Below are 22,919 nucleotides of genomic sequence, written 5' to 3'. Positions count from 1 at the left end.
GTTACCTTATAGAGATTCTAGTATACTACTTATAGCCCTAACGAAATATATTTAATTTCTAAATATTCCTCGATACCGAAATGGCCTCCTTCACGGCCGATACCACTTTCTTTAAAGCCACCAAATGGTGCCTGTGCAACTGATGGAAGTCCATCATTTAAGCCGATAATTCCGTACTCTAATGCTTCGCTAATTTGGAATGCCTGACTAATATCTCTTGTGAAAATATAAGCAGCCAAGCCATATGGTGTATTATTTGCACGTTCGATTACTTCTTCAACCGTTTTAAATTTCGCAACTGGTGCAACCGGTCCAAATGTTTCTTCATTCATACAAAGCATCGTGTCATTTGCCAACCCAATTACTGTCGGCTGAATGAAATATCCATCTAACTCTGTAAATTTATGGCCACCGTATAAAACTTCTCCACCCTTTTGAATTGCATCTTCAATATGTTCTTGTACTTTCGAAATTGCATTCGCATCAATAAGTGGCCCTACAGTTGTTCCTTCGCCGAATCCGTCTCCAACTTTAAGCTGCTCTACAGCTTTTGTGAACTTTCCTGCAAATTCCGCGTACACTTCTTCTTGAACGAAGACGCGGTTTGTACATATACACGTTTGTCCTGCGTTACGGAATTTCGAACCGATTACCGCTTCTACCGCCTTATCTAAATCAGCATCATTCATAACAATAAATGGAGCATGACCACCTAACTCAAGTGAAACCTTTTTCATCGTTTGTGCAGCGCTAGCCATTAATTCTTTCCCAATTTCAGTTGATCCTGTAAAGGAAACTTTTCGGACACGCTCATCTTCCATCCACGTATCAGCAATTGCTTTTGCACTACCTGTTACAATATTTATTACACCTTTTGGAATGTCTGCTTCATGTGCTAATTCAACTAATTTCAATGCAGTTAATGGCGTTTGACTCGCTGGTTTCACAACTGCCGTACAACCTGCTGCAAGCGCCGGTGCTACCTTTCTCGTAATCATAGCGGCTGGGAAGTTCCACGGTGTAATAGCTGCCATAACCCCAACTGGTTGCTTCATAACTAAAATGCGCTTATTCGGATGAGAAGCAGGAATCATTTCACCGTATATTCTCTTTCCTTCTTCTGCGTACCATTCAACAAAACTATTTGCATAATTCACTTCACCAAGTGCTTCTGCAAACGGCTTCCCTTGCTCTCTCGTCATGATTGCTGCAATTTCTTCTTTATTTTCATCAATGAGTGTGAACCACTTTTTTAACTTTACTGCACGATCCGCTGCCGTTAATTTTGACCATAATTTAAAAGCCTCATGTGCAGCATCAACTGCTTGCTTTGCCTCTGTAATCCCGCCCTTTGGTACCGTTGCAAATACTTCCTTTGTCGCTGGATTATTTACTTCGATTTGTTCTTGCAGTGTAATCCACTCACCATTTATATACATCGCTTTTTTCTCTAAGTTTACGAACGTCGCTTTTTTATCCAATGTTTTCTTCCTCCTCTATAAACTTCTTAATTTTCCTAGTAGCAGCAGATTGACTTATTTGCAAAAACTCAGCCACTTTATAACTTGATCCATACGTTTTATACGCTTTAAGAATAATATTTCTCTCTACCTCTTCCAGCATTCTATAAAGACTTTGTCCGGATTGTTCAACTGTTGCCTCTTGCATAGATAGTGGCAAATCTTCTACCGTTACAAAATCATCAGCAGTGATAACAATTCGTTCAATTACATTTTCAATCTCTCTATTATTTCCTTCCCAAGGGTACCCTACAAACATTTGCAACGTACTAGGAGCTAACTTCACATCACGTCCGTACTTTTTATTAAAATGCTGTAAATAATGATAAATGAGCGGCAAAATGTCTTCTGTTCTCTCCCGAAGTGGCGGAATTGAAATTGGAATGACATTCAGACGATAGTATAAATCTTTCCGGAATGTTCCTTGTTTCACCATCGTACTTAAATCTCTATTTGTTGCCGCTACAATTCTAACGTCCACCTTTTTTAACTCTCTTCCGCCTATAGGACGAAACGTTTTTTCTTGCAATACTTGCAAAAGCTTCGCTTGAATTTCAAGCGGCATTTCACCAATTTCATCTAAGAAAAGAGTTCCTTTATGCGCTGATTCTAATAGCCCCTTTTTCCCTTCACGATTTGCACCTGTGAAAGAACCACCTGAATATCCAAAAAGCTCTGATTCAATTAAATTTGTCGGTAATGCCGCACAATTAATTTCATAGAAATTTTCATTCTTCCGGTGACTTACTTCATGCAAATGACGTACTAATCGGCTTTTACCCACTCCAGTCTCACCTAAAACGAGAACTGTACTATCTACTACAGATACTTTTTTTATTGTTTCGACTATTTTTTGCATAGCGCTACTTTTAAAAATAAGACCTTCGTGTTCATATGTTTCTCTTAATTCTTTTTTATATGTTTTTAACTGATTATCCATCTCCTCTACCTTTTGACGTAATTGATAGAGTTCTGTAAGATCACGAGAATAACTAATCACTCTTCTTAAATTTCCTTCATCATCAAAAACAGGTCTTGTACGAACATGCAAATACTCTCCTGATTTTGTTGTTTGAACAAGTTCAACTGGCCTTTTCTTTTCAATTACTTCTAATGTTGCAGACGGATAAAAAATTCCTTCTTTCTGTAGTTCTTTTACATGCTTTCCTACTAATTCCTTAGCAGAGAGTTGGTAATGTCTTTCACACATACTATTTACACGCACAACGATTCCTTTATCATCTGTAACAAAAATTTCGTCAAATGCATATTCAAATACATCTTGTAAATCCATCAACACTCGTTCCTTTTCTGCAACCATCCTAGCCACTCCCTACTTCATATCCATCGATTCACTTTACTACCTTTATTATAAAGTGAATTTTCTGCATTTTATATAGAGTAAGCTAGAATGTTTGCGATTTATAATTCAGTTTTTAAACACGAGCGATGTTTGCTTGCTCATAACAAGCTTGCAATGATTCTTCAATTATTGTTAAACCTTCCTCTAGCTGCTCATCTGTAATAACTAATGGCATTAACACGCGAATAACATTTCCATATGTTCCTGCTGATAGTAGAAGTAATCCCCGTTTATTTGCTTCCGCACATAAATTAGCTGCCAATGTTTTGTCAGGCGCTTTCGTCTTACGATCTTGAACGAGCTCAAATGCACACATTGCCCCTAAGCCACGCACATCACCAATGCAATTATATTTATTTTTCATCTCTTCAAATCGGTTCATTACGACTTTTCCTAATTCTATCGCTCTATCATTTAATTTCTCTTTTTCAATTACATCAAGCACAGCTAATGCAGCCGCACATCCTAGTGGGCTTCCTGCATACGTTCCTCCCAGCTCTCCCGGTGCAGACTCATTCATAATTTCTTTACGGCCAATAACACCACTAATCGGTACACCAGCACCTAGTGATTTAGATACTGTAATTAAATCCGGAACGACATCATAATGATCAATTGCAAAGTATTTTCCGGTACGACTAAAGCCTGTTTGAATTTCATCCGCTACAAATAAAATACCGTGCTCTGAACAAATACTGCGTACTTCTTGAACAAATTTCTTACTTGGAACGATAAATCCACCTTCCCCTTGAACAGGTTCCATCACAACGGCTGCAATTGTTTCTGGTGCTACTTCTGATATGAAGAAGTTCTTAAACTCTTCAATGATAAAATCATCATACTGCTCTTCTGTTAACCCTTCTGGACGACGGTATTCATATGGGAATGGTGCCTTATAAACTTCTGGAGCGAATGGACCAAATCCAAATTTATATGGTTTTACTTTACTTGTCATCGTCATTGTCATTAATGTACGCCCATGAAACCCTTTAGAAAATGCGATAATCCCAGGTCTCTTCGTATATTTACGAGCGATTTTCACCGCATTCTCAACTGCTTCTGCACCACTATTTAAAAACAGGACTTGTTTATCAAAACTTCCTGGCGCTAATACAGCAAGCTTTTCCGCTAATTCAATATATGGCTCATACATCATGACATTAAATCCCGTATGAATATATTGATCTACTTGTTTATGAAGTGCTTCTTTAACAGCTGGATGACAATGTCCTACGTTAATCGTCCCTATTGCTCCTGCAAAATCAATGTACTGATTACCATCAACATCTGTTACAAGAGCTCCATCTGCAGACTGTACGAATGTTGGAATACCATTACTTACTCCTTTTGGTACTATATTTTGGCGGCGTTCTAATAAAGACGCTGCTTTCGGTCCTGGAATTTGTTCATTTACTTTAGCAAATTTTTTTGTGTTCATTGTGTACCCCATCCTTTTCTATACAATGTTTTCTCTTTATATTGCAAGATGTATGCCAACTTCCCCTTTCTAGTATTCATCCCATCCTCTTAATATCTCAGCATAAAAAACAAGTCTATATAGACTCATAAAGAGTCTTTATAGACTTGTTCGTTTATACATTAGACTTTCCTTGTTTCCAAATAAACTCACCTGAATGAGAAATTAAACCTTCAACAGATTGTAACACTAAATCTGCAAGTGGTTCTAACGTTTGACGATCACCCGTACCAGATAGTACACCAATGGCATAGCAGTCGCCACCATTTTTCGCTAAATGTAAATCCGTCGGTGTATCCCCGACGACCGCTACTTCACATGTTTCTAAATTAAATCTCTCACAAAACGATTCTATAATTCTTTTATCTGGTTTCTGTGCCGGAAAAGTATCTGAGGCTATGACACAATCAAAAAAGGGTTCCAATTGATACTGCTTTAAAAATAATTCTGTCGGTGCAAAATCATCAGCTGTGACGACACCTAAAATAAGCCCTCTATCCTTTAATGCTTGTAAAACTTTTGGTAAATCTGCCGTCATCCTCATATGTTCTCGATACTCATACATAAGAGAAAACAACTTTTCACTTACCCATTCATGCATCTCTTCTTCTCTAGATGATACGATATACTTACAAATCCCCTTCGCTACATCAAGGCTCGTTCCAGCTGCTAGCGCACTACGCGGATGAACAACTGCTCCGTCTACGCCAATCTCTTTTAATATAACCTGCTGCATTGATTCTGGTAATTGATATAAATTTATACATTCAGCTACAAGCTCTTCAGCTACTTTTATCCAAATTGAATGAAAATCCATTAATGTCCCATCTTTATCAAATAGTATTGCTTTTACCTTCTCCATAGCACCCTACCTCTCATTTCTTATCTCTTCTAGTGTATCAATAAAATATGGATATAAAATAAACGGATTGTAAAAATACCATAAAAATCAAACTAACTTCCAATTTACAATTCACCTGCATAAAGTGAAACTTTAATCAGCGGGAGAATCTTATTACTCGCAAATAGTGAGGTAAAAGCAAAAAAAAGATGCCTTTACAGGGCATCCTCTTGGTGTTCTGGAACAAATAGTTCCAGACAATGATATATATTTTCGAATTCCATCGGTGCATCTCCACCATATTCACCATCTAAATTAATCATTAATTTATCTGGTGAATGCACTTTAATTCGATTCGCTTGTGTATATAGCACTTTTGGATTGTTAATATGTTCCCCTCGCTGCGCTTGTGTTGCTGCTTTAATTAAATCAGCGATAGAACCTTTTTTCAGCACTAATAAATCAAATAACCCATCGTTAATAGACGCATATGGTGCTACCTTTTCAAATCCACCAACTGAACGAGTATTTGTAATTAAAAACATCGTAATTTCTTCTTGTAGTAACTTCCCATCATACTCGATTTCAACATATGTTGGATGTAATGATGGTAACATTTCGATTCCTTTTAAATAGTAAGCAAGTTGACCTAATACCGTTTTCAGCTTACTTGGCACTTCATATGTTAATTCTGTAATACGGCCGCCACCAGCAATATTAATGAAATATGTATCATTCGCTCTACCAAGATCTAACGGAACTGTTTTCCCTTCACAAATAATATCCGCAGCCTCTTCAATAGCACGAGGTACACCAATCGCACGCGCAAAATCATTTGTCGTTCCAACTGGAATAATTCCAAACTTTGGACGATGTTCATGTCCTACTAAACCGTTCACCACTTCATTTAACGTACCGTCACCACCAGCTGCGATAACAACATCAAACTTACGATCCGCAGCTTGCCTCGCTGCCACAGTCGCATCTCCAGGACCAGTTGTCGCATGACAAGACGCTTCATATCCAGCTTGTTCTAATTTTTGTAATACTTCTGGTAAGCTCTTCTTAAATAGCTCACGTCCAGAAGTAGGGTTATAAATAATCCTTGCTCGCTTCATCATTTATTAGCACAGGAAATTTCTTTATGTATCGAAAAAGAACATACCGAACTTCTATTCAGTATTCCCATGCCTACCTCCTCTCATCTTCCTATCCTTCTTTTATCCCGCTCAAACAGGCAGTAAGAACCCGATTCGTGTAGCCCATCAAAAGTAAATATTCATTTCAATGGTTTTGTTTTATTTTACAAAAAAAATTTATGTCCATCTATTTCCTCACATCAATTTACATATAACGAATAATAATTATCTATTATTTCATGAGATGAAAAAAACCTCTATGTCTAGATTTATCATTATTCCCACCTTTTTGCAACTATCATACCATAGTTGCTATACAAACATTTTTTCACTTTTGACAGTTAATCAAACGTTTATTTAAAATATTTTTCACCATTTAAACAAACGTTTGATTAACTCAGAAAAAACACCCAAATACGGGTGTTTTTTCTGTTTAATCTTTAAAAATCTATACTATTTTAGCGCTCAAAAATAAGAATTCCTCTTTTATTTTTATCGCTTATTAATCTCTTCAAGTAAGATTTTGTTAACAAGTGGTGGGTTGGCTTGTCCTTTTGTCGCTTTCATAATTTGACCAACTAAGAAGCCAATTGCACGGTCTTTACCGTTTTTAAAGTCTTCGATAGATTGCTCATTATTATCAAGAATTTCTGTTACAACTTTACGAAGTGTACCTTCGTCAGAAATTTGAACAAGACCTTTCGCTTTAACGATTTCTTCTGGGTCTCCACCTTTTTCAATTAATTCGTTAAATACTTTCTTCGCGATTTTAGAAGAAATTGTACCTTTTTCAATTAATTGAACCATTTTAGATAAACCAGCAGGCGTTAATGCAACGTCTTTTAATTCTTTTTGTTGTTTGTTTAAGTATGCAAGCACTTCACCCATTAACCAGTTTGATGTTAATTTCGCATCAGCACCGTCTGCAACAGTTGCTTCAAAGAAATCAGACATTTCTTTCGTTAATGTTAATACGTGTGCATCATAAGCCGGCAAGCCAATTTCTTCAACATAGCGAGCTTTACGTGCATCTGGAAGTTCTGGAATCGAAGCACGTACTTTCTCTTTCCACTCATCGTCGATGTAAAGTTCAACTAAGTCTGGCTCTGGGAAGTAACGGTAATCGTCAGATCCTTCTTTTATACGCATTAAGATTGTTTTCTTCGTTGCTTCATCATAACGACGTGTTTCTTGTTGGATGATACCACCAGATAATAATTCTTTCTCTTGGCGCACTTGCTCATGCTCAAGACCTTTTTGCACGTAAGTGAAAGAGTTTAAGTTTTTCAGTTCTGCTTTTGTACCGAACTTCTCTTGTCCAACTGGACGAAGTGAAATATTCGCATCACAACGAAGAGAACCTTCTTCCATCTTACAATCAGATACACCTGTATATTGAATGATTGATTTTAACTTCTCTAAGTACGCATATGCTTCTTCTGGAGTACGCATATCTGGCTCAGATACGATCTCGATTAAAGGCATACCTTGACGGTTGTAGTCTACTAATGAACCATCAGCTGTATGCGTTGATTTACCAGCATCTTCTTCTAAATGAAGACGTGTAATACCGATACGTTTCTTTTTACCGTCTACTTCGATTTCAATCCAACCATTTTCACCAATTGGCTTATCAAATTGAGAGATTTGGTAAGCTTTCGGATTATCTGGGTAGAAATAGTTTTTACGGTCGAACTTCGTTTCCGTTGCGATTTCACAGTTTAATGCCATTGCAGCTTTCATTGCAAAGTTAACTGCTTCTTTATTTAAAGTAGGAAGTACCCCTGGGTATCCTAAGTCAATTACACTTGTTTGTGTATTTGGCTCCGCTCCGAATTCTGTTGGACTCGCAGAGAAAATTTTCGAATTTGTTTTTAACTCAACGTGAACCTCTAAACCAATAATTGTTTCTAAATTCATCTATGCTCGCCTCCTTACAGACTTGCTTTTTTTGTATGATAGTCTGTTGCTTGCTCAAACGCATGTGCAACGCGGTAAATTGTCGCTTCATCGAAGTGTTTACCAATGATTTGTAGACCAAGTGGCATGTTGTTAGCACCGAATCCACATGGAACAGAAATCGCTGGAACACCCGCTAAGTTTACTGGGATTGTTAAAATGTCATTTGCATACATTGTCATTGGATCGTCCACTTTTTCGCCCACTTTAAATGCCGGAGTTGGCGTTGTCGGTCCAATAATAACATCATAGTTAGCAAATACATTTTCAAAGTCATTTTTAATTAATGTACGTACTTGTTGTGCTTTTTTGTAATATGCATCATAGTAACCAGAGCTAAGTGCAAATGTACCAAGCATAATACGGCGTTTTACTTCATCTCCGAAACCTTCGCTACGTGTGTTTTTGTAAAGATCTAATAAGTTATTTACATTATCAGAACGAACACCGTAACGTACACCATCAAAGCGTGAAAGGTTAGCTGATGCTTCAGAAGAAGATAATAAGTAATACGTTGCTAGAGCGTATTTAGAGTGCGGAAGAGATACTTCCTCCCAAGTTGCGCCCATACCTTCTAACACTTTTAATGCAGCTAGTACTGACTCACGAGCTTCTTCGCCAACACCTTCGCCTAAGTATTCTTTCGGTACAGCAATGCGTAAACCTTTAACGTCGCCTGTTAAACCAGCTAAGTAGTTTCCTACTTCAACGTTTGCAGAAGTTGCGTCCATGCGGTCAATACCTGAAATAGCTTGTAATAGGTATGCATTGTCTTCTACTGTACGTGTAATCGGTCCGATTTGGTCAAGTGAAGATGCGAATGCTACTAATCCGTAACGAGATACGCGTCCATAAGTTGGTTTTAAACCTACAACGCCGCAATATGCAGCTGGCTGACGGATAGAACCACCCGTATCAGAACCTAGAGAGAATAATACTTCTCCTGCTGCTACAGCTGCTGCAGAACCACCACTAGATCCGCCTGGAACGTAATCTAAGTTCCATGGGTTTTTCGTAGCATAGAAACCTGAGTTTTCATTTGAAGAACCCATTGCGAACTCGTCCATATTTAACTTACCGATTGTAACTGTGTCAGCAGCTTTTAGCTTTTGTACAACTGTCGCATCGTAAATTGGATCGAAGTTTGCTAACATTTTGCTCGCACAAGTTGTACGAAGACCGTTAGTTACAATGTTATCTTTTACACCGATTGGCATACCGAATAATAAACCATTATCTTCAGCACCAATCTTTGCATCTAATTCTTTCGCTTTCGCGCGTGCATTTTCTTCATCTAATGTAAGAAAAGCTTTTACGTTATCTTCAACATCCGCAATACGTTTGTAAGATTCTTCTACTAAATCCGTAACGGAAATTTCTTTGTTGTTTAACTTCTTATGTAACTCTGATACCGAATGATCAAATAATGACATCGAAATTCCCTCCTCTATTCTAATACTGCTGGAACACGGATTTGATTATCTTTGTGATCCGGTGCATTTTTTAATACTTCTTCTACTGGTAAACCTTTTTCTGGTACATCTTCACGCATAACATTTTTCATAGTTAATACGTGAGTTGTTGGTTTTACATCAGTTGTATCTAATTCATTTAACTGTTCTGCAAATGTAACAATTGCATCTAGTTGTTTTTGAAATTTTTCTGCTTCTTGATCAGTAATTGCAAGACGTGCTAAATGTGCTACGTGCTTTACATTCTCAACGGAAATTCTTGACACGGCTAGGCCACCTCCATAATATATCGTTCAATCTACAATACTATTGATGATACCAAATTTTCAGTACTTCAAGCAAGTCAACACACGGTACTTACGGTATTTTTACATAAAAAAAGAAAGGCAAATGCCTTTCTTTACGATTTACTCTTTATCTAACGGTTTATTTTTCGGAAATCTCTCGTTATCCTCTTCATTGTCACGAATTGTTTTTTGTAATACAAAACAAGACATCGTTAAAAATAATGTTCCAATTAAATAGTATCCTTTTACACTAAGCGTTTCATCTAACGTATAAATCCCAATTAGCATACCTGAAAGCGCGCAAACAAATGAAGTCCATGCTAAAAACGTGAACGCTTGCGTATTTCGTCTTCTCATCGTTCTCCCCCTCGTTGGCTGTACACCCATTATAGATAAATATATTTATCATGATGGATTTTTATGTAAATTCTATTTTGCTATTTATAAATCTATCATAAAAAAATATTATTTTAAAGATAGTTTTCTGTCTAATCCGAAAAAACAGTTAAAATTATTGACATTTATTTCAATTCCACATAAAATAAAAACAAATATTACGAACCTCGAAATATACGGGAGTGGAAATAATTGTTGCAATATGAACATTTTTTAGACTTACTGCTAGATAACGCCAAGAAACTTTTCTATCCTGAAGAATGGGTCAGTCTAGATTTAACACTTTCTAAAACAGAAGTATTTTGTTTGCTTTGGATGGAGCGAAACACAGATATTACAATGACAAAAATTGCCGATCTTCTTGATATACCGATGAGTACAACGACAGGTGTTGTAAACCGTCTTGTAAAAAAGGAGTATATTGAGCGCTACCGGAATGAAAGCGATCGACGTATCGTATTAATTCGCTTAACAGAAAACGGCGTAATGCTCGTTCAAGAAGTAAAACAAAATGCAGCCCATTACTTTAGCCTAGTGACAGAAGCATTATCAGAAGAAGAAAAAGCATTTCTACTACAAATCTTCCAAAAGATCATGAATCACATCGCTACGTCACAGCAAAAAACAGAAGAAAAAGTTTCTACACCTAAAATGAAGAACATTCCGATTGAATAAAACCCTAGCTGGGTTTTTATTCAATTAAATATTTCGACACTCGTAATATTCGATATCCGAAACAAAGGGGATAGAATGATGAGAATGATTTTGTATACAGGTAAAGGCGGCGTAGGAAAAACTAGCATTTCAGCAGCAACAGCACTTCAAAGTGCAAAACAAGGATTAAAAACATTAGTAATGAGCACAGATCCTGCTCATAGTTTAGGAGATTCATTTGGCATAAAACTATCTTCTGAACCATTAGAAATTCGAGAAAATTTATGGGCACAAGAGATTAATACGATTTATGAAATGGAAAAAGGCTGGGGAAAGTTACAGAAATACATTACACTGCTCTTCACTTCCAAAGCAGCTGATGATATTACGACAGAAGAATTAACGATGTTTCCTGGTATGGAAGATTTAATTAGCTTACTTCGAGTACTCGATTATTATAAAAAAAACACATACGACGTTATCATCATTGATTGCGCTCCAACAGGAGAAACATTAGCAATGCTTAGTTTTCCTGACATGCTCGGTTGGTGGATGGAAAAATTATTTCCTATTAAAAGAAAAGTTTTAAAAGTCGTTCGTCCTGTAGCTCAACCACTTCTTGGTGTCCCCCTTCCAACCGATGATATTATGGACGAATTAACAAATACACTTGAACAGCTTGGAGAAATGAGAGATATTTTATCGAACCGAGAAATAACAAGTATCCGCATCGTTGTAAATCCTGAAAAAATGGTCATTAAAGAAGCTCAGCGTAGTTTTACTTATTTAAATTTATACGATTATAACGTAGATGCCATCATGATTAACCGTGTCATCCCTCACACTGTCACCGATCCTTATTTTCAAGCATGGAAAGATACGCAAAAGAAATATAAAACATTAATTCAAGATAGTTTTCAGCCGCTTCCTATTTACGAAGCTCCCATGTTTGAACAAGAAGTTGTTGGTTTACCTATGTTAGAGCGTGTAGGCAATGCTTTATTTAAATCCGATCCTTCCCCTACTGAAGTGAAATTCAATGGTCGCACACAATATGTGAAAAAAGATGGCGATGAGTATATTTTCGTTCTGTCCATTCCCTTCTCAAACAAAAGTGAACTTTCATTAAATCAAAAAGGTGATGAGCTTATTATTCGAGCCGGCTCTGTTAAACGGAACATCACATTACCAAAAACATTAACACACCTTTCTATTCAAGGAGCCAAGTTTGAAGAGGATGTACTAAACATTCGATTTGGAGGTGTGGTGCATGCATGAGGAATTACTACGAAAATTAATTCGGACAAAAGTAAGAGTCGGTATGTTTATATTAGAAGAGCTACCTACTCCAATCCAGCAATCAGCTAAACAAATGCTAAGTATTTTGCAAGAGGAGCTAGCTGCTTATCCGAAAGAACGAGACCATCATGAAGATAATTTAAAAAGTATCATAATTGAATAATCATCTCTGTATAGAGGGCCTTTTTTAGGCTTTCTATACTTTATTGGAGTGATATAAGTTGATGAAAAAACATTCCACTATTACGCTTTGGATCATTCCATTATTATTTTTCATTCATAACCTTGAAGAAGCTTTCCAAATGCCACAATATCTTGCTAATCAATTTTCAATTCATCTTATAACTAGCCAACAATTTTTCATTGCCATTTCCATATTAACAATCTTCGTCGTACTTATCGTCTTTCTATATCAACTAAACTTCTTGTCTTCTATATATTGGATTATTTTTATACAAGGAGCCATTTTCTTTAACGCTGTGCAACATATTATTTTGTTTTTGATTTATCGCTCCTATAATCCTGGCGTAATATCCTCAGTTTTCATTGTTATCTTTTCTATTTTCTTTTTTTCATCCAAAAAACAATTAATTCATAAAAAGCAATTCGTAATTACACTCATTTTCAGCTTACTTTCTTATCCTATTATAATTTGGATTACCTTACTATTCGCTAGCTGCTTTCAGTAATAAAAAAAGACCAGGAAAACTCCCGGTCCATCACTCTACTTAACAAACATTGGATTCTATGTTATACAAAATTGGAAGGTACAGAATTAGGGTTTTGTTTGTTAAGTAGATTATATGTTGAACGAGCTAACAGCGGAGGGGTTCCTACTGTTAGTCGTTAAACTCAATAATTATTTTACGATTTTTTCAAGCTCATCAAGTGAAAGATCTACTGAAATTGAACCATCATTTGTTTCTTTCTTAATTGCATCTGTTACTTCTTTTGAATGATATAGTTCAATTACTTTTTTCAGTGTTGGATCATCTTTATCTTTCGTACGAGCTGCGAAAATATTAATATATGGCTTCGCATTTTCATTTTTCGGATCTTCTAAGAAGATTGGATCCTTCGCTGGATCTAATCCAGCTTGACCAGCAACACCGTTATTAATAACTGAAGCTGCTACATCTTTTAATACACGAGGTGTTTGCTGTGCGATAACCGGTGTAATTTTTAACTTCTTCGGATTTTCAGCAATACCACTTGGATCTCCAAATAATCCAAAGTCTTTCTTAAGCTTTAATAATCCAGCTGCATCAAGAAGTTTTAATGCGCGAGCTTGGTTCGTTGGATCATTTGGAATAGCAATTTCTGAACCATCTGGGATTTCATTTGCTTTCTTATATTGTTCAGAGTATAAACCCATTGGTGCAATTTGCGTTGTACCGACAGCTGTAATATCTAACTTATGCTCCTTTTTAAATTGCTCTAAGAAAGCGATATGCTGGAATGAGTTTAGTTCAATATCTCCATCAGCTAACGCTTTATTTGGCGTTGTGTAATCAGAGAACTCAACTAGTTTAATTTTAATCCCTTCTTTTTCAGCTTTTTTCTTCAAAATTTCCCAAGCGTCTCCATCTGTTCCAGTTACACCGACGCGAACTACTTTCTCTTTCGCTCCTGCACCTGTATCTCCACCTGAGCAGCCGCTTAAAGCTGTAATTCCTACGATTGCTGATAATGCAAATGCTAAAATTTTCTTCATTTTCTTTTCCCCTCTTCCTTTTTATGATCTGCGTAAAAAGACTTTTGCAAAGTAGTTTCCTAAATTTTGAGCTATTTGTACGAGAATAATAAGTAAAACAACCGTTACGAACATAACTGACGTATCAAAACGTTGATAACCATATGTCATTGCTAAGTCACCAAGACCGCCACCACCGACAAGCCCAGCAACTGCAGAAAATTCAATTAAACCAACTGTCATAAACGTAACACCTAAGATTAATGGCGCTAACGCTTCTGGCACAAGAATTTCAAAAACAATTCTAATTGGTGAAGCTCCCATTGCTTGCGCTGCTTCAATTACCCCTTTCGGAACAGAAACAAGATTTGTTTCAACCATTCTAGCAATACCAATTGATGCAACTAACGTCATTGGGAAGATTGCTGCTGCTGTTCCAATCGTCGTTCCGATAACACTTCTTGTTAGTGGGCTTAAAGCTACTAAAAAGATAATGAATGGAACCGGACGAATTGTATTAATTATGATATTAAGAATAGAAAAGACCCATTTATTTTCTAAAAAGTTTCCTTTTCTTGTTACATACAATAGTAAACCTAGAGGTATACCAAGAATTGTAGCAAATATAAGAGTTACAATTACCATTAAGAGGGTATCCCCCGTCGCATCTAATATGCGGGGCCAAAATATACTCCAATCAACTCGCATGAGCTTCTACCTCCTTCAGCTGCACTTGCAGTCTTAGATGTTGTAACGCTTTTTGAATTTCCTTCTGTTCACCTTGCAATTCTACAAGAAGATTTCCAAATAGCACATTTTGAAGTTCAATAATATTTCCGTACAATACATTTACATCGACGCTATAGTTCTTCGCGATATAAGATAGTACTGGCTGCCCTGTCTCCTCACCAGTAAATGTTAAGCGATAAATTTGTCCACCATTTTGAATTTTCGCTAGAACACTGTCTGGTAAGTGATCATTAATAACAGAACGTACAAAGTTTTGAGTTGTTTTTGTTTTTGGTTGTGTGAAAACGTCAAATAGTTTTCCTTCTTCAATAACTTTCCCCTTCTCCATTACAGCTACACGGTGACAAATTTCTTTCACTACGTGCATTTCATGTGTAATAAGTAGAATCGTTAAATTATATTCTCGATTTACTTTCTTTAATAAGTTCAGAATTTCTGTCGTTGTTTCTGGATCTAAAGCTGATGTTGCCTCATCACATATGAGAATATCCGGTGATGTCGCCAGTGCTCTTGCAATCCCAACGCGCTGTTTTTGTCCGCCTGATAACTGCTCTGGATAATAGTTTGCTTTATCTTCTAAACCAACAAATTTTAGTAATTCAGTTACTCTTTCTTTTATTTCATTCTTTGGCAATTTCGCCAACTTTAATGGATATGCAATATTTCCAAACACTGTTCTTGAATTAAATAAATTAAAGCTTTGAAAAATCATCCCAATTCTTTGTCTTAATTTCCGTAATTCTTTCGTCGATAATGATGTAATATCTTTATCATCTATTGAAATCGTTCCCGCAGTTGGTCTCTCTAGCATGTTTACTAGACGTAATAACGTACTCTTTCCAGCACCACTAAATCCGATAATGCCAAAAATTTCGCCCTTTTCAACTGATAGCGTTACATCCTCCACTGCATGAACAGATTGCCCACCTGATTCATATACTTTACTTACATTGTTAAAAGAAATCATTTTCTTCCCTCCTATATGCTGTAAAACTTGAAGTAGAGTTTTCGAGGTAAAATAAAAAGTGCTCCCCTTCTTATCACTTGTAAAAGATAAGAAGGAGAGCACTTATATGTACTCGTTCACATCTTCTCATCTTCCAAGCTTACTTTAAGCTTGCTGGAATTAGCACGGTATTAAAAAATCCGTTGCTGAGGTATCGTAGGGCCAGTCCCTCCACCTCTCTGGATAAGAGTGTATCGATTTAATTATCATTTAATTAATTCTCATTATAGAACTCAGAATAATAAGAGTTAATACATTTTTCGGAAAAATATTAATTATTTCTCTATTAAAATTTTCAAATAAAAATTCACAATACAATGTTATGTTAAATTCTCCTCCCTCATATTTTTTAAAAGGAGAATCCTCTCTATGAATTGAATAACATTATTTGAATATGAAACTCGGAGGAAGATGAATATATGAAAACAGCCCTTTTGCTCGTCGATATTCAAAATGACTATTTTCCAAATGGAAAGATGGAATTACGTAATCCAGTAGAAGCAAGTGAATATGCTAATCAGCTACTGCAACATTTTAGAATAAGAAACGAACCTATTTTTCATATCCAGCATGTAGCTATAAAAGATAACGCTACTTTTTTCCTACCCAATACAGAAGGTGTCCATATTCACGAAAATGTCCGTCCACTTAGAGAGGAAACCGTTATCCTTAAACATTATCCAAATAGCTTCCGAGAAACTAATCTTCTAGAACGATTACAACATTCAGGAATTGAGCACGTCGTAATATGCGGGATGATGACCCATATGTGTATTGATGCTACGGTAAGGGCTGCTTTTGATTTTGGCTTTCACTGTACCCTAATACACGATGCTTGTGCTACAAAAGATCTTTCATTTAAGAATGCTACTATACCAGCTGTTTATATTCATAATACAATTTTGGCGAGTTTAAATGGAGTATATGCAAATGTAATGAGTACAGCAGAGTTTTTAGCGACCTAAAAAAACACTCCTTTCAGTGAGCAAAACCGAAAGGAGTGTTCTCTTGTCTAACCATAGATTTTCTTTCAAATTGTATTATACAGGAAATTCTCAAAATGAATACTAAAAAATATGACTAATAAGTCAATTTTTCTCGCTGTTTTATTTCTATTTACATGTTTATCCCACTATTAATAGGGTTTAACTAATCCTAAAGAACAAATAGTAATATTTGGTAAAACATTCTTAATTGAAACTAGCTTCTATTATAGAGAATTTCTCAAAAAGAAAAGATCTTCACAGTCTGTGAAGATCTTTTCTACTATTTCTTATAAAGTTTCAGAAGTAGTTTTTGCTTGCATGTGAAGTGCTAAGTAATCAGGACCACCAGCTTTAGAGTCTGTACCAGACATGTTAAAGCCACCGAATGGTTGGTAACCTACGATTGCACCAGTACATCCACGGTTGAAGTATAAGTTACCAACGTGGAAGTCTTCACGTGCTTTTTCAATATGGTCACGGTTGTTAGTAACAACTGCTCCTGTTAAACCGTATTCTGTATTGTTTGCAATTGCAAGTGCATGATCAAAATCTTTTGCTTTACAGAATGCTACTACTGGTCCGAAGATTTCTTCTTTCATTAAGCGAGCATCTTCTGCAACGTCAGCAACGATTGTTGGTTGGATGAACCAGCCTTTAGAATCGTCTCCTTCGCCACCAGCTAGGATTCTACCTTCTTCTTTACCAATTGCAACATAGCTCATTACTTTATCGAATGCAGCTTGGTCATTAACAGGACCCATGTTTGTACCTAATACAGCTGGGTTAGCAACTGTTAATTCTTTTGTTAATTCAACTGCACGATTTAATACGTGATCGTATACATCTTCGTGGATTACTGCACGAGAACATGCAGAACATTTTTGTCCTGAGAATCCGAATGCTGATGCAACGATAGATTTAGCAGCTAATTCAAGATCTGCTTCTTTATCAACAACGATTGTATCTTTACCGCCCATTTCAGCGATAACACGTTTTAACCAAATTTGTCCTGGATTCACTTTTGCTGCACGCTCATAAATACGAATACCTACATCGCGTGATCCAGTGAAGCTAACAAAGCGTGTACGAGGGTGATCTACTAAGTAATCACCAACTTCAGAACCGTTACCTGGAACGAAGTTAACTACGCCAGCTGGTAAGCCAGCTTCTTCTAATACTTCCATAAATTTCGCTGCTACTACAGGAGTTGTACTAGCTGGTTTTAGTAATACTGTGTTACCAGAAACTAAAGCAGCTGTTGTCATACCTGCCATAATTGCGAATGGGAAGTTCCAAGGAGAAATGATAACACCTACTCCTAATGGAATGTAAGAGAAACGATTATATTCAATTGGACGGCTTTCTACTGGAATACCATCTTTTAATTTCAACATTTGACGAGCATAATATTCCATAAAATCGATTGCTTCTGCTGTATCAGCATCTGCCTCATTCCATGGTTTACCTGCTTCTTTTACAAGAATAGCAGAGAACTCATGTTTTCTACGACGAACGATTGCTGCAGCACGGAATAAAATGTCTGCACGCATTTCTGGTTTTGACTTTCTCCAAGTTTGGAATGTTGCATCCGCTACTTGCATTGCTTTTTCAGCTAATTCACGGCTTGCTTTTGAAACGCGACCAACAAGTTCCTCTTTATTTGCAGGGTTTACAGAAACAATTTTGTCTTCTGTAGTGATCTTTTCTCCCCCGATAATTAATGGATAGTCTTGTCCAAGATAAGATTCTACTTTCTTTAAACCTTCTTCAAACGCTAATTTGTTAGCCTCTACTGAAAAATCTGTAAATGGCTCATGTTTGTATGCTACTACCATTTTTTTAGCCTCCCCTTAGAAAAACGTTTACATTTTACAACATTATTCTACACGATAATTTAGATTTATTCAAATATTCCTAGACTTATATTTTAAAAATTAATTAATTTTTAAAATATAATAAAAAAAAGAGATTCATACATACGTATGAATCTACAAAATATGAGTATATTCCAAAACATTTTTCCCTATTAATAAAATAGTAACTAATAAAAATAAAGTCCTTACATATCCAACACCTTTTTGAACCGCAAACTTCGATCCAAAATAAGCACCTAAAATCATTGATAACCCCATAATAATACCGTATTCAAAATGAATCACATCTAAAAATAAAAAAGTAATTAAAGATACGATATTACTAACGAAATTCAAAAGTTTTCCAGATGCTGCCGCTTGAATAAAATCCAAACCAATTAATAAAAATGCAAAAATTAAAAAGGATCCTGTCCCAGGTCCAAAAAATCCGTCGTAAAACCCTATCATTAAAATAACAAAGAAAAACATTAATGTTTTCCCTTTTGTCATCTTTTTATAGGTAGATGCACTTCCCCAATCTTTTTTCGCAATAATATAAATGGCAATAAAAACCAACATTACGAGTACTAGTGGACGCAAAATATCAGGTGGAATAAACTTTACCACTAAAGCACCTGCGACTGCTCCAACAATAGTTAATGGGATTAACTTTCCTACAATTCGAAAATCAACCTTACCTGATCGAATAAAATAAATTGTACTCGTAAGCGTCCCCATCGTTGCAGCTAATTTATTTGTTGCAATTGCCGAAGCTGGTGATAAACCAACAAACATAAGCGCAGGAAGCGAAATTAACCCTCCTCCTCCAACAACCGAATCAATAAAAGCAGCTAAAAACCCGAATGCAATTAATAAAATAATGACTTGAAAGCTTAGTTCTTCCATGATTTTACCCCTTACCCCTTTATTTGTAACATTTAAAATTATAACAAAATTTTTCAAGAAAAAAAGCTGTTCCTTTATAGAAACAGCTTTCATCTTTAATCTAAAATTTTCACAAGTGGTTCATCTTGCTTCGCTTCACGTATAATAATTGCTTCTGGGCGTTCCACTGATTTAATTGTTACTTGTACTTTCATATAATTAGGGAAGTATTCCATAACAAGTCCAGCTACATATTGTGTAAAACCAATGACTTCAGCTTTCCCATTGAATTGGACAGGAATATCGAGCTTCATTTCTTTTAATTCATCATCTCTATACATTCCAGTACCAATAATAGCTGTATAATCGCCTTGGAAATACTCACTTAATTTTGATTTAAAGTTTGACACCCTTGCAAGGTCTTCACGTTTATTATCCGCTTTTGCTTGTTCAGACGGGAACAAATAATATTTCTCATTGATCGGCTTCCAATCCTCAACCGTTTCACTGCCTTTTTCTACCTTAGCATAAGAAACAAAATTCCCTGATACAAGCGAAGACTGTGGACCTTGACGATAAATTGCAAATGTAACCGGAACATCTTTTATTCCAGGCCTTTTTTGCTGCATGACTTTCAAGATTTCTTGTGCCATTTTTTTCCCTTCAGCTAACATTTTTTCTTGCTCAATTTTAGCCTCACGCGGATAACCATGCTCTTCCTCGTAATAATGAACCGAATTCATCGCTAATCCAACTACAACACCATCAGGCTCAGTACCTTTATCACCATTTTGTAAGTAATAGTCATGTTCTAAAATATTTGAGATATACATTGGATTTTTTGTATTTTTTACTTCTAACGATTCTGATCCTTCACCTAAGGCAGGGTTTAACCCTATATTTGGAAATTTAACCGCATCTTTTTTCAACTTATCCTCTAGCTCTTTTTGTTGAGCATCTGTACGCTTTCTTTTCACAAGCATTTGAATCGTTTGTGTGTCTAAAACGTCTCCACCTTTAAAGAAATAATCTTTCGTGCTAAATGATTCTTTCGCAATGCGCATTAGTCCCGTTTCAAATTCATCTATATCTAGACGATTGTTCAAACTTTGTCCAACTAAACCACGTGCACTACCTGGATCAAATGGAAATGTTGTCTTATAATATTCATCCGAAATGGAGTATTTTGAGATAACAGCTTGCTCTTTCGCTTTCCCTGATTTCTCAACTGTTTTTTCATCTTTGTTAGAACCCATGCTACACCCACTTACAAGTAGGCTAAGACTTAATACCGCTAACGCTATTTTTTTCATCGTAAGTTTGCACCTCTTACTTATTCAGCTCTTGTAAGAACCTCTCTTCATTCCAAACTTCAACATTGTGCTTCTCTGCTTGTGCTAATTTCGAACCAGCAGCTTCACCAGCAACAACTAAATCCGTACTTTTACTAACACTTCCTGTTACTTTTCCACCTAATGCCTCAATTTTCTTCTTCGCTTCACTGCGGCCCATAACTTCTAATTTCCCTGTTAAGACGACAGTTTTTCCTGCGAAGTACGATTCAACATTTTGTAAATCAGCAATTTTTATCCCTTTGTATGCCATGTTCACGCCATACTCTTTAAATTGTTGTAATAGCTCTAATACGTCTTCATTATCGAAATACGTTACAACGGATTGAGCCATTTTTTCACCAATCTCATTAATTGTTTTTAGTTCTTCTTCCGTCGCTTTCACAAGCTCATCCATCGTTTCGAAATGCTCAGCAAATGTACGTGCCGCTTTCGCACCGACATGACGAATACCCAGACCGAATAATAATCGCTCTAATGAGTTTTCCTTAGAATTCTCAATTGCTTGAACTAAATTTGTTGCTGATTTTTCACCGAATCGTTCTAGCTGTAATAATTGCTCTTTCGTCAATGAATATAAATCAGCAAACGTACGAATATAATCCGCATCAAAGAGTTGTGTAATTACACGTTCTCCAAGTCCGTCAATATTCATTGCATTTCTTGAAACGAAATGGATTAACCCTTCACGAATTTGAGCTGGACAAGTCGGATTTATACATCGAAGTGCTACTTCTTCTTCTAAACGAACAAGTTCACTCTCACACGCTGGACAATGCGTTGGCATATGATATTCTTCTTCCTCACCAGTACGCTTATCAAAAATAACGTTCACAACTTCAGGAATGATATCTCCAGCTTTTTTCACAACAACGTAGTCACCGATTCGAATATCTTTTTCACGAATTAAATCTTCGTTATGTAAAGAAGCACGACGAACAATAGTTCCAGCTACTCGCACTGGCTCTAGCTCTGCAGTTGGTGTTACAACCCCTGTGCGGCCGACACTTAATTCAATCCCTGTTAATCTCGTAACAACTTCTTCAGCCGGGAATTTATAAGCAATCGCCCATCTTGGACTCTTTGCTGTAGTTCCTAAGCTTTCTTGAAGAGCAACATCGTCTACCTTTATAACGATTCCATCAATCTCATAATCAAGATGCGGGCGTTTTTCTTGCCATTCTTCTACATAGGCTATTACATCTTCGATTGTTTCACATGTACGACGATTTGGATTCGTCTTAAATCCAAGCTCCCCTAAGAAATCCAGTGATTCACTATGGGATGGAATTGTTTTTTCTTCTACATTAGCAAGACCATACACAAACATAGATAAATTACGCTTCGCTGCAATTTTCGGATCAAGTTGACGTATCGATCCTGCTGCCGCATTACGTGGATTCGCAAATACATCTTCACCATTTTGTTCTTTCTCTTCATTCAACTTAACGAATGAACGCTTCGGCATATAAGCCTCGCCTCGTGCTTCTAACGTTACTTCTTCATTTAAACGCAGCGGGATAGCTTTAATCGTTTTTAAGTTTTGGGTAATATCTTCACCCGTTATACCATCACCACGTGTTGCTCCTTGAATAAAGCGTCCTTTTTCATAATGAAGTGAAACAGCAAGTCCGTCAATTTTTAATTCGCATATATATCTTACATTCGCATCATCAATTCCCTGATGTACTCTTCGATCAAAATCACGCAAATCTCCTTCATTAAACGCGTTTCCTAAACTTAACATTGGTGATTTATGCGTTACCTTTTCAAATATATCAAGAACAGTCCCCCCAACACGAATGGAGGGAGAGTCTTCACTCATAAACTCTGGGTTCTCTGCTTCTAATTTTATAAGCTCCTGCATATTACGGTCATACTCCGCATCAGAAACAGAAGGATTGTCTAATACGTGATATTGATAGTTAAATGTATTTAACAAATCACGTAGTTCTTCTATACGTTTTTTTGCTATCTCTTTTGACAT

General features: G+C 36.4%; 21 protein-coding genes and 1 riboswitch. Of the genes, 5 read left to right on the top strand and 16 right to left on the bottom strand.

Annotated elements, in window-relative coordinates; translation table 11 throughout:
- Nucleotides 1-29: 29 nt before the first annotated feature.
- The 9 genes from gabD to BAQ49_RS23130 form a co-directional block, all read right to left on the bottom strand.
- Nucleotides 30-1,481, bottom strand: a complete 1,452-nt coding sequence (gabD, locus tag BAQ49_RS23170; protein WP_071747214.1) for an NADP-dependent succinate-semialdehyde dehydrogenase — start codon at nt 1,479-1,481, stop codon at nt 30-32.
- Nucleotides 1,474-2,841, bottom strand: coding sequence for a sigma-54 interaction domain-containing protein (locus BAQ49_RS23165; RefSeq protein WP_071747213.1), 1,368 nt, complete (start codon nt 2,839-2,841; stop codon nt 1,474-1,476). The genes gabD and BAQ49_RS23165 overlap by 8 nt, the downstream gene beginning before the upstream one ends.
- 115 nt (nt 2,842-2,956) lie before the next feature.
- A complete protein-coding gene (gene gabT / locus BAQ49_RS23160; protein ID WP_071747212.1) occupies nt 2,957-4,321 on the bottom strand; it encodes a 4-aminobutyrate--2-oxoglutarate transaminase in 1,365 nt (454 codons plus the stop codon).
- A 154-nt stretch (nt 4,322-4,475) separates the two neighbouring features.
- Nucleotides 4,476-5,222 carry an HAD family hydrolase gene (locus tag BAQ49_RS23155; protein ID WP_071747211.1) on the bottom strand — a complete coding sequence of 249 codons (747 nt, stop codon included), beginning with the start codon at nt 5,220-5,222 and terminating at the stop codon, nt 4,476-4,478.
- A gap of 194 nt (nt 5,223-5,416) precedes the next feature.
- Nucleotides 5,417-6,322 carry a diacylglycerol kinase gene (locus tag BAQ49_RS23150; RefSeq protein ID WP_000977668.1) on the bottom strand — a complete coding sequence of 302 codons (906 nt, stop codon included), beginning with the start codon at nt 6,320-6,322 and terminating at the stop codon, nt 5,417-5,419.
- Nucleotides 6,323-6,832: 510 nt separating this feature from the next.
- Complete coding sequence (gene gatB, locus BAQ49_RS23145; RefSeq protein WP_071747210.1) at nt 6,833-8,260, bottom strand: Asp-tRNA(Asn)/Glu-tRNA(Gln) amidotransferase subunit GatB; 1,428 nt, start codon at nt 8,258-8,260, stop codon at nt 6,833-6,835.
- Between the two features lie 14 nt (nt 8,261-8,274).
- Complete coding sequence (gene gatA / locus BAQ49_RS23140) at nt 8,275-9,732, bottom strand: Asp-tRNA(Asn)/Glu-tRNA(Gln) amidotransferase subunit GatA (RefSeq protein WP_000051449.1); 1,458 nt, start codon at nt 9,730-9,732, stop codon at nt 8,275-8,277.
- A 14-nt stretch (nt 9,733-9,746) separates the two neighbouring features.
- The gene (gatC, locus tag BAQ49_RS23135; RefSeq protein ID WP_000086999.1) at nt 9,747-10,037 is read right to left on the bottom strand and encodes an Asp-tRNA(Asn)/Glu-tRNA(Gln) amidotransferase subunit GatC; all 291 of its coding nucleotides are present in this window, start codon (nt 10,035-10,037) and stop codon (nt 9,747-9,749) included.
- Nucleotides 10,038-10,178: 141 nt separating this feature from the next.
- The gene (locus BAQ49_RS23130) at nt 10,179-10,415 is read right to left on the bottom strand and encodes a YiaA/YiaB family inner membrane protein (protein WP_001254393.1); all 237 of its coding nucleotides are present in this window, start codon (nt 10,413-10,415) and stop codon (nt 10,179-10,181) included.
- 231 nt (nt 10,416-10,646) lie between these two features.
- On the opposite strand from BAQ49_RS23130, the gene BAQ49_RS23125 reads away from it, so the two are divergent.
- The 4 genes from BAQ49_RS23125 to BAQ49_RS23110 all read left to right on the top strand — a co-directional run bounded on the left by BAQ49_RS23125 (nt 10,647) and on the right by BAQ49_RS23110 (nt 13,096).
- A complete protein-coding gene (locus tag BAQ49_RS23125) occupies nt 10,647-11,129 on the top strand; it encodes a MarR family winged helix-turn-helix transcriptional regulator (RefSeq protein ID WP_071747209.1) in 483 nt (160 codons plus the stop codon).
- 75 nt (nt 11,130-11,204) lie between these two features.
- Nucleotides 11,205-12,386: an ArsA family ATPase gene (locus BAQ49_RS23120; protein WP_084667546.1), complete on the top strand. Its 1,182-nt coding sequence runs from the start codon at nt 11,205-11,207 to the stop codon at nt 12,384-12,386.
- Nucleotides 12,379-12,570: a DUF3926 domain-containing protein gene (locus BAQ49_RS23115; RefSeq protein WP_071747207.1), complete on the top strand. Its 192-nt coding sequence runs from the start codon at nt 12,379-12,381 to the stop codon at nt 12,568-12,570. Before BAQ49_RS23120 ends, BAQ49_RS23115 begins: the two co-directional genes overlap by 8 nt.
- Before the next feature lie 58 nt (nt 12,571-12,628).
- Nucleotides 12,629-13,096 carry an HXXEE domain-containing protein gene (locus tag BAQ49_RS23110; RefSeq protein ID WP_071747206.1) on the top strand — a complete coding sequence of 156 codons (468 nt, stop codon included), beginning with the start codon at nt 12,629-12,631 and terminating at the stop codon, nt 13,094-13,096.
- A 170-nt stretch (nt 13,097-13,266) separates the two neighbouring features.
- Here BAQ49_RS23110 and BAQ49_RS23105 read toward each other — a convergent pair whose 3' ends face one another.
- From BAQ49_RS23105 to BAQ49_RS23095, 3 genes are read right to left on the bottom strand one after another with little or no spacing between them, the layout of a single operon-like run.
- Nucleotides 13,267-14,121 (bottom strand): MetQ/NlpA family ABC transporter substrate-binding protein, encoded by an 855-nt coding sequence (locus tag BAQ49_RS23105; RefSeq protein ID WP_071747205.1) that lies wholly within the window; start codon nt 14,119-14,121, stop codon nt 13,267-13,269.
- A gap of 21 nt (nt 14,122-14,142) precedes the next feature.
- Nucleotides 14,143-14,808, bottom strand: coding sequence for a methionine ABC transporter permease (locus tag BAQ49_RS23100; protein WP_001261864.1), 666 nt, complete (start codon nt 14,806-14,808; stop codon nt 14,143-14,145).
- Nucleotides 14,798-15,817, bottom strand: coding sequence for a methionine ABC transporter ATP-binding protein (locus BAQ49_RS23095; RefSeq protein ID WP_071747204.1), 1,020 nt, complete (start codon nt 15,815-15,817; stop codon nt 14,798-14,800). Before BAQ49_RS23095 ends, BAQ49_RS23100 begins: the two co-directional genes overlap by 11 nt.
- A gap of 123 nt (nt 15,818-15,940) precedes the next feature.
- A riboswitch (SAM riboswitch) is annotated at nt 15,941-16,046 on the bottom strand.
- 229 nt (nt 16,047-16,275) lie between these two features.
- On the opposite strand from BAQ49_RS23095, the gene BAQ49_RS23085 reads away from it, so the two are divergent.
- Nucleotides 16,276-16,821, top strand: a complete 546-nt coding sequence (locus tag BAQ49_RS23085; RefSeq protein WP_071747203.1) for a cysteine hydrolase family protein — start codon at nt 16,276-16,278, stop codon at nt 16,819-16,821.
- A gap of 308 nt (nt 16,822-17,129) precedes the next feature.
- Here BAQ49_RS23085 and pruA read toward each other — a convergent pair whose 3' ends face one another.
- From pruA to ligA, 4 genes are all read right to left on the bottom strand, one after another.
- The gene (gene pruA / locus BAQ49_RS23080) at nt 17,130-18,677 is read right to left on the bottom strand and encodes an L-glutamate gamma-semialdehyde dehydrogenase (protein ID WP_071747202.1); all 1,548 of its coding nucleotides are present in this window, start codon (nt 18,675-18,677) and stop codon (nt 17,130-17,132) included.
- Nucleotides 18,678-18,830: 153 nt separating this feature from the next.
- Nucleotides 18,831-19,601 carry a TSUP family transporter gene (locus tag BAQ49_RS23075; protein WP_071747201.1) on the bottom strand — a complete coding sequence of 257 codons (771 nt, stop codon included), beginning with the start codon at nt 19,599-19,601 and terminating at the stop codon, nt 18,831-18,833.
- A 95-nt stretch (nt 19,602-19,696) separates the two neighbouring features.
- Entirely contained in the window at nt 19,697-20,893 is a 1,197-nt protein-coding gene (locus BAQ49_RS23070; protein ID WP_071747200.1) for a CamS family sex pheromone protein, read from the bottom strand.
- Between the two features lie 16 nt (nt 20,894-20,909).
- On the bottom strand, nt 20,910-22,919 hold the full coding sequence (gene ligA, locus BAQ49_RS23065) for an NAD-dependent DNA ligase LigA (protein WP_071747199.1): 2,010 nt from the start codon (nt 22,917-22,919) through the stop codon (nt 20,910-20,912).

This window comes from Bacillus proteolyticus, from assembly GCF_001884065.1.
GTDB classification, from domain to species: Bacteria; Bacillota; Bacilli; order Bacillales; family Bacillaceae_G; genus Bacillus_A; species Bacillus_A proteolyticus.
The sequence above is the reverse complement of the archived record's forward strand: the minus strand, read 5'-3'. Positions and strand labels throughout refer to the sequence as shown.